Annotated in this window: 4 protein-coding genes, 1 tRNA gene and 1 pseudogene; 2 read left to right on the plus strand and 4 right to left on the minus strand. The window is 43.7% G+C overall.

Features of this window, described 5'->3' with window-relative positions; all coding sequences use genetic code 11:
- A partial coding sequence (locus F6K52_RS32335) for a transporter substrate-binding domain-containing protein (RefSeq protein ID WP_293088560.1) occupies window positions 1-649 on the minus strand: 649 nt, incomplete at its 3' end.
- 15 nt (window positions 650-664) lie between these two features.
- On the minus strand, window positions 665-1,837 hold the full coding sequence (locus F6K52_RS32340; protein ID WP_293088563.1) for an N-acetylmuramoyl-L-alanine amidase: 1,173 nt from the start codon (window positions 1,835-1,837) through the stop codon (window positions 665-667).
- A 217-nt stretch (window positions 1,838-2,054) separates the two neighbouring features.
- Between F6K52_RS32340 and F6K52_RS32345 the strand changes: the two are divergent.
- Both F6K52_RS32345 and F6K52_RS32350 read left to right on the plus strand, forming a co-directional pair.
- Window positions 2,055-2,144 (plus strand): annotated as a pseudogene (locus tag F6K52_RS32345) (DUF427 domain-containing protein); the annotation flags it as partial.
- Between the two features lie 96 nt (window positions 2,145-2,240).
- Window positions 2,241-2,322 (plus strand) — tRNA-Leu (locus F6K52_RS32350).
- A 134-nt stretch (window positions 2,323-2,456) separates the two neighbouring features.
- On the opposite strand, the gene F6K52_RS32355 is transcribed toward F6K52_RS32350, so the two are convergent.
- Entirely contained in the window at window positions 2,457-3,461 is a 1,005-nt protein-coding gene (locus F6K52_RS32355; protein WP_293088566.1) for a zinc-dependent alcohol dehydrogenase family protein, read from the minus strand.
- A 292-nt stretch (window positions 3,462-3,753) separates the two neighbouring features.
- The coding region (locus F6K52_RS32360) for a transposase (protein ID WP_293088570.1) at window positions 3,754-4,962 on the minus strand (1,209 nt) is incomplete at its 5' end.

Here is a 4,962-nt window from a genome sequence, read left to right on the forward strand (position 1 = left end):
TGTGTGGGAGTATGTCACAAGGAAACCACTTTTGCTCTAGGTTGGTGAGTTCTCCGTCTTCCTGTAATTGCAAAATAATTCGGTTGATTGACTCACGATAATGACTACCTTGAGGCAAAACTATGCCGTAGTCTTGTTCAGCAAACAACTCACCTACAATCTGGTATTCTCGGTTTTGTGACGTTTGGTAAAGTAAGGTTGGTGAATCATAAACTAGAGCCTGCACTTGCCCCGCTTTGAGAGCTTTGTATGCATCTTCCACCTGCTCAAATTCAATCAGCTTGACTGGCTGTTGATTCATATATCTGGCAGAGGTCGTGTCTGCGACAGTAGCAACCTGTTTTCCGAATAGATCGATAAGATCAGAAATATTCGATTCAAGACGATCAGCTGTGATGGCTGCTGTGAAGTAGGCAACCACGAATAATCCAGTAAACATCCAAACAATTGCCACCAAACGCCCCACAAAACTAACGGGAGATTTATCACCATAGCCTACAGTTGTAGCCTTTACTAAAGACCACCATAAGGATTCCCAAATACCGGCTAAATGCGCTCTTCTTGGCGAATTTAATTCGCCAAGAAGAGCGCACCTCTTGTATAGATTAATGGTTAAGGGGTCATCGCAAACTACCAATAACCAATTCAAAATTTACCATTACCATTAGTCAAAATTCAAAGTAGACCAAGTTATAGAACCTACAATCCCATCAGCATATAATCCTTTCGCTTTCTGATAAGCAATCACAGAAGATTTTGTCCGAGAGCCAAAATCACCATCGGTTGCACCAGAATAAAATCCTTGGGTTTGGAGCCGCTGCTGTAGTTCCTCTACTTCTGATCCAACTGCTCCTTGAATTAAAGGAAGATACGCAGATGAGGGTTGATCATTACGCCATCTTTCTGAAAACTCTTCCAAGACTTCTTTTGGTAGTTGTTTTTCTAGCCACTCAATCGCTTGTTTTTGGTGAGGTAAGCCACGATAATACTTGTAGGTGTTAAGGAGCAGCACAGGCTCCCGCTTCTTGTTACCTGGTTCCGAAGGAGATTCCTCTGATGGTTTAGAAGAAGTTTTCAGTGCTTCCCAGGTCTTTGAACCCACTAATCCATTGGCATCTAGTCCTTCAAACTTCTGAAAGGAAATCACTGCTTTGGTAGTAGCAGGACCAAAAATGCCATCAACTGGACCGGGACTAAACCCTTGAGTTTGGAGGGATTGCTGTAGCTCTTTGACTTTCAGACCAGTGTCTCCTTCTCTGAGATAGTCTTCAACTGAGGAGTCAAGGCGCTGACGAACTTCTCGGCGCAACCGAGGCAATTGACTGTACAACCAGTCTCCAGGGCATTGGGTTGGTGAAAAGTCTCGATGCCCTTTAATATTGTCTGGGCTAATCTTGGTAGTATTGCAAATCGAAACACATAAATCTACCAAACTTTTCCATTGTTTGGCATTCATCCGGTAGCTGATAAAGGTGCCTTCATTTTCAATTCCCGGTGACTGGTTACCTAGAGTACTACCAGCATGAGCAGAGCTGACAGAACGTCCTTTTTTAATCGCTGATAAGGAACCCTGTCTACCTTCGAGTAAATATCCACCCGTGGTATTCAAAAAGTTGTGACCTGAGTCATCCCAGCCAAAGCCATCCATGTGGGATTTTTGAATACTCCTAGCCAAACTTCTTGAGCCCCATAAGCTTCCTTTCGATAGATCATTTGGGGCATTGGGAGTAGCAGTATGGTGAATAATAATATATCGTGGTCTAGTAGTATCTGGCCATTTTTTTGGGGGTTTAGCTCCCCATTCTTTTGCTGAAATGACACTAGCAGTGAAAGACATATTGACTTGCGGTCTCCAGTTATACTAGTTTACTAATGGGCTCGTCGAAATAGGATGCGAACAATTAACCAAACTATGGATTTGGCTGAGGTGGATTGGCAACTATTCCTGACTGGATTCTAGCCTTCAATTGCGATTATCATCTATGGTAGGTAAGCCTATGGGCTACGCCCACCCTACTTGAGGTGCTAATGCGCACCTAAGGGGTCTTAAGGATGCAACCTGGTATTACCCAAGTACCAAGGAGAAGGCGAAACCTATTGAAGGGTATGTTGCTTTCCAGGGCGGGGTGAGAGTTGAGCTGTAGGTGATAAAGGGGCTTTTTAAGGGGGATTTGGGAAAATTTTCCCCAGCAGTTGCCATAAAAGCTAAAATATATGCTATGATCTAAATCGCACGGTAAGCGGACGTGGCGGAATTGGTAGACGCGCTAGATTTAGGTTCTAGTGTCGCAAGACGTGAAGGTTCAAGTCCTTTCGTCCGCATCTAAAGGTGTGACCCAAGAGCGATTTACTCGCCCAATGGAAAGCGCACCTAAGCGAATAAGGGTTCTAGGTATCTAGAAAGCTAGAACCCTTAAACCATTATTAGAGATTATTTGTGTTGGTGACTATTGTCTTTATTGGATAAGTAGTGCCACCTTACCTGTCATGGAACCGGCTTCGATAGCGTTGTGAGCAGCAGCAGCTTCTCTGAGGGGGAACCGTTGGCTGAGGTGAATTTTCAGTTTACCTTCATCAATCCAATTAGCACACTGCTGGAGAATCTCGGTTTGGTGCTGTTGAGCTGTAGTGAGTCCTTTCAAGGCTGGGGTGAGCATGTGTTCTAGACTGATGCGCAAATTATGGGTCCGCGCTGTCTTCAAATTACCTTCGGCTGGGTCTAGTTGGAGGAGAGTGACAATATCCCCATATACTCGCACTACTTCACAGGTGTCATAAAAGGTTTTACCGCCCACAGTATCGAACGCCAAATCTACTCCCTCTCCCCCAGTCCAATCCAAGGCAGCTTTGACAAAGCTAGTTTGTTTGTAAAGGATAGGATAGTCAGCACCTAAATGACGCACTAATCTAGCTTTTTCTTGAGAACTGACAGTAGTACAAACCTCAGCACCTTTGAGCTTAGCTAGCTGAATAGCAACGTGACCAACACCACCAGCACCTGCGTGAATCAGCACCTTTTGTCCTGCTTCCAAGCGTCCTCGGTCATACAATGATTCCCAGGCAGTGATCAGTACTAGAGGAGCAGCAGCGGCTTCAGGGAAGGAGAGGGATTTAGGCTTGTGGGCAACTAAGGACTGATCAACAACAGCTAGTTCGGCATAGTTACCTGTACCAGATAATCCTAATCCCCCAGCACAGAAATACACCTCATCACCAACCTGGAATTTATCGACACCAGCACCAACAGCTTCTACCACACCAGCACCATCGCAGCCTAGGATAGCGGGCATTTGGTCACGGTAAACGGTGCCTCTACGCCGCAGTTTGGTGTCAATGGGATTAACACCAGCAGCATGAAGATGCACCAGGATTTCTGTGTCGTTTTTAATTGTGGGAGCTGGTACATCCTGAAGTTCGAGCACTTCAGGTGTACCAGGAGCGGTCATTACAATGGCTTTCATTGGTCATTTGTTAATTGTTAATTGTTAATTGTCAATGATCAATGGTCAATTTTCAATTAACTTTAGACAAATAACTTTGGACAAAACCGCCATTGATGATTTGCCTTGATGATTTGCCTTTTACAGTGATCATGCTGTACATAATTGTGCTGTAGTTTGAGATACTCTTAAACCGTCATTAATCGGGATAAATCCGTACAAAACGGTCAAGGTTCAATTTATTGTCGCCTGAGTGAGGGGTGGTCATACAGTAATTGGAGTTAAACCTGCCACTCGTCTGTCTAGGCGTTCCTCATATCTCGATGAGGAGTTGTTTGAAAGCCTGAGTTTTGCTATGTTTTGAGTCAAGCCAACCAAGCTCAACCGCATCAAGCAGACTCAGTCCCATTCCTTTCAGACAACGCGCGGTACGGCGCAATAATACCGCCTGAACCTCGGTCTTATTCATATACCGAGTTATTTCGAAGTCGGTACCGCGAGCAAGGATGTTTTTGGCAGCATTATAATCAGCCTGCAACACGACCCCATCAAATCCGGTAAAATTGTCCCCAGTCCTTTTCCCTAATAGGGTTCCATTTCTGAAGTCAATTTGCGACGTGTAACTAGGCTGAATTTCTGTGACAACCGAGCCAGTCCAATTAGCCCATTTCTGCAAAGAGTCCCGCATTACTCCTTTTATCCAACTATTTAGCTTGCGGGATACCGCCTTAGACTGACGTTTGTTTTTAATTGGTTGTGTTAAATCTTCTGCAAATACTTTCAATGACTCCCCGTTAAAGAGAGATTTAGAAGCTGCTCCTATTATGGCCGTTAATTCTGATTGATTCCGTCTGTAACGACGATTTTCTGTTTTTCTGGTCAGATTATTTTTGAGTATTCGTGCTGACTTAGCTGGATCTAATTTTTCTAACTTTCTGTGAAGTGCCCAAAGTTTTCCTCTATTACGGTTTTTAGCACATATACGATCCGATTTTTTTGTGATTACTTTTCCAAGTCCTTCTCCGTGAGCCTGACCCTTTGAGTCATATAAAGCCTCCGTATACCCCTTGTCCACTCCGACACTTTGACGTTCGGGTGGAATTTCTACGGTTCCATGGTCTACCAAAAAGTGAATCTCAAATCTTTGTAGGATTTGATTGTAAATTAACCTAATCTGTCCTTTTATATTTCGGTTAGACTTGACAACTATCTTGTTCCTTTTTCCTCTTGTTAGTCCAGCTAATTCTAGTTGGTAAGTGTTTCGCGAAATTCTCTGGCATTTGTAACCAACTTGCTGATAAACTATTTGATTTTTAACCCAAGAATGACCTCTATGGAATTCTTTTCTGACAAGTCTGTGCAGTAAAGGATTGTCTAGAAAAGCCTGGGTTTTGAGTTGCGTGACATATTCCTTGCATTTATCTTGGTTTTCTTTTTCCGGAAACCTTTTGTAAATATTTTTGATAACCACCTTTTTACAGGCCGCCTGGCTCGCTGTGATGGTGCTCGTAAGAGCACACGT

It is taken from the genome of Moorena sp. SIO3H5, assembly GCF_010692395.1.
GTDB lineage: Bacteria > Cyanobacteriota > Cyanobacteriia > Cyanobacteriales > Coleofasciculaceae > Moorena.

Coding starts and splice junctions, on each gene's coding strand:
- F6K52_RS32340 (WP_293088563.1), bottom strand. CDS start 1,837: ATGTCTTTCACTGCTAGTGTCATTTCAGCAAAAGAATGGGGAGCTAAA.
- F6K52_RS32355 (WP_293088566.1), bottom strand. CDS start 3,461: ATGAAAGCCATTGTAATGACCGCTCCTGGTACACCTGAAGTGCTCGAA.